This window comes from Albidovulum sp., from assembly GCF_049646345.1.
Taxonomy (GTDB): domain Bacteria; phylum Pseudomonadota; class Alphaproteobacteria; order Rhodobacterales; family Rhodobacteraceae; genus Albidovulum.
In genome coordinates this window covers 1-2,924 of record NZ_JBARVQ010000792.1, presented here as the reverse complement: position 1 = coordinate 2,924, position 2,924 = coordinate 1, and the positions used below count along the sequence as shown (strand labels likewise).

Genomic DNA, 2,924 nt, shown 5'->3' with positions numbered 1-2,924 from the left:
CGACCGACCAGACACAGGCGGTGACAAAGCCTTCGGTCGCCTCTTTCCGCCCGCCGGGCGTCAGCGGCGCGCCTTCGGGCACCTGCCGGTTTGGATCAAGCGGGCGGATGCCCACAAGTTCCCGGCGCGGCCCGCCGGTAGAGCGGCGCAGCTCGACCGAGCGTTTGCCAAGATAGTCGGGTTTCTTCTTCGACATGACCCAGGACATGCCAAGATCATGCGCGACCACATCCCGCGCCTTCGGACCGCAGATCGTGGCATTCGCCCATTGGCCGGTGACATTGGTGATCATCACCCGCCAGTCCGGCCGCTCGATCTGCAACAGCTTTTCCATATGCTGTCCGACCGCATCTGCATTGCCGGTCGAAGTCGACATGAAGAACCGGTCCCCGGCCAGCCGGAAAGACACGCCATCGTCAAGGATCAGCCCGTCGTCGCTCAGCATCAGGCCATAGTGCCCATCGCCCACGGGCAGGCTGGACATGACATTGGTATAGATCCAGTCGAGGAAGGCGCCCGCATCCGGCCCCTTGATCTCGTATTTGCCCAAGGGCGCGCCGTCATAGATGCCGACCCCCTCGCGCACGGTCCGGCAGGGTCAGGCACGGTCACCACCCAACCATGGACGCACTCTTTGAATGCTGGAAGACGCAGACGTTGATCGCAGGCCTGACACAGGACGCGCCGATCGCACCATGGGTCATCAAAGGCGCAATGGATGGCCCGGCCTTTGCCGCATATATTCGCGAGGTTTGCGTCCGAGAGATCGCCCCCGGCACCTTTGTCATCCTCGACAACCTTGCAACTACCGGAACAAGGAGGCGGCTCAGGCACTGCGTGACCACGGCTGTTGGTTCCTCTGACCATCCATCATCCGAGAGACGACACTCCTGTCGTTCCACCGCTACCGGTGGTTGTAAAGGTCGGGGCCGGACCAAATTCCTCAGGGGCGTCGCGCCACCGCAACTCATTGCGATTAAAAAACTTACTGCTCACGACGCGCCGATCATCAACGCTGTGCTTGCCATGGCTCTTGGGAAAGAAGGGCTGCAGACATGCCATCTTCTGGTCGCTCAACCTGAATCGGTTGCGCTTTGGTCGGTCTCCATGTGGAGGCTGAATCACGCGCGCAAGATCAAGGGGTCCTGGCCCTGGACCCATTCTTAGGTTGTGTTTAGCCCTTTCGACACCCGCAACAGACCCGGAAGTTTTCGCTTTTCCTTTTCATCTTCATCGTTATAGTCGCCGCCATGATACGAAGCCTTCATATTTCGACCGAACAAGGCGCATCCAGCGCCCGGTCGCTTCGTGCCCTTCTCCTCCTTAGCCGCCTCTGAGCGTGCCCTCCGGCGCGACCGCTCAGAGGTGACCATGCGCCAAGCGAAGCTGGTGTAGACAAGTGAGATCAGAACAATGACCGACAAGACAAGCCAGGACCGTGTGGTAATTTTTGACACCACCTTGCGCGACGGGGAACAATCGCCCGGCGCGACAATGACGCATGAGGAAAAGCTTGAGATCGCCGAGATGCTCGACGAGATGGGCGTGGATATCATCGAGGCAGGCTTTCCCATCGCCTCGGAAGGCGATTTCGCGGCCGTCTCTGCCATCGCCAGACAGGCGAAGCAATCGGTGATCTGCGGCCTCGCGCGGGCGAATATCAAGGATATCGACCGCTGCTGGGAGGCGGTGAAACACGCCCGCCGGCCGCGCATCCACACCTTCATCGGCACCTCGCCGCTGCACCGCGCCATCCCCAATCTGGATCAGGACCAGATGGCCGAGCGCATCCACGACACCGTTACCCATGCCCGCAATCTCTGCGACAACGTGCAATGGTCGCCGATGGATGCGACGCGGACGGAACATGATTACCTCTGCCGCGTGGTCGAGATCGCGATCAGGGCCGGCGCCACGACGATCAACATCCCTGACACCGTCGGCTATACCGCGCCGCGTGAAAGCGCGGACCTGATCCGCATGTTGATCGAAAAGGTGCCGGGCGCGGATGAGATCATCTTCGCCACCCATTGTCACAATGACCTCGGCATGGCGACGGCGAACGCGCTGGCGGCTGTAGAGGCCGGCGCGCGGCAGATCGAATGCACGATCAATGGCCTGGGCGAACGCGCGGGCAATACCGCGCTGGAAGAGGTCGTCATGGCGCTGAAGGTCCGCAACGACATCCTGCCCTACCGCACAGGCATCGATACAACGAAGATCATGAACATCTCGCGCCGCGTTGCCGCTGTGTCGGGTTTTCCTGTGCAATACAACAAGGCCATCGTCGGCAAGAATGCCTTTGCCCATGAAAGCGGCATCCATCAGGACGGCATGCTGAAGAACGCCGAGACGTTCGAGATCATGCGCCCCGAGGATGTCGGGCTGGCGGCGACCAACATCGTCATGGGCAAACATTCGGGCCGGGCGGCCCTTCGGTCGAAGCTGAAGGATCTCGGCTTTGATCTGGCCGACAACCAGCTCAACGATGTCTTCGTCCGTTTCAAGGATTTGGCCGACCGCAAGAAAGAGGTCTATGACGACGACCTCATCGCGCTGATGAGCGACAAGGCCGCGGAAGGTGTCGGCGACCACATGCAGGTCAAGTTCCTGCGTGTGATCTGTGGCACCGAAGCGCCGCAATCCGCCGACCTGACCCTGACCGTCGATGGCAAGGACCATCAGGTGACGGCCCAGGGCGATGGCCCGGTGGACGCGACCTTCAACGCGATCAAGCGGCTCTTCCCCCACAATGCGCGGCTTGCCCTCTATCAGGTCCATGCGGTGACCGAAGGCACGGACGCGCAGGCCACCGTGTCGGTAAGGCTGGAGGAAGACGGCAAGATCGTCACCGGCATGTCATCCTGTACCGACACCGTCGTGGCCAGTGCCAAAGCCTATGTCAGCGCGCTGAACAACCTCAT

2 protein-coding genes and 1 pseudogene are annotated in these 2,924 nt (G+C 61.0%); 2 read left to right on the top strand and 1 reads right to left on the bottom strand.

Translation table 11 applies throughout. The features are described 5' to 3' along the window. Window positions 1-586, bottom strand: a pseudogene (locus WBB85_RS20815) (2Fe-2S iron-sulfur cluster-binding protein); the annotation flags it as partial. Window positions 587-621: 35 nt separating this feature from the next. Here WBB85_RS20815 and WBB85_RS20810 point away from each other — a divergent pair. Beyond that, window positions 622-1,167, top strand: a complete 546-nt coding sequence (locus WBB85_RS20810) for a hypothetical protein (protein ID WP_432640494.1) — start codon at window positions 622-624, stop codon at window positions 1,165-1,167. A 246-nt stretch (window positions 1,168-1,413) separates the two neighbouring features. Next, on the top strand, window positions 1,414-2,924 hold a 1,511-nt coding region (locus tag WBB85_RS20805), incomplete at its 3' end, for a 2-isopropylmalate synthase (RefSeq protein ID WP_432640493.1).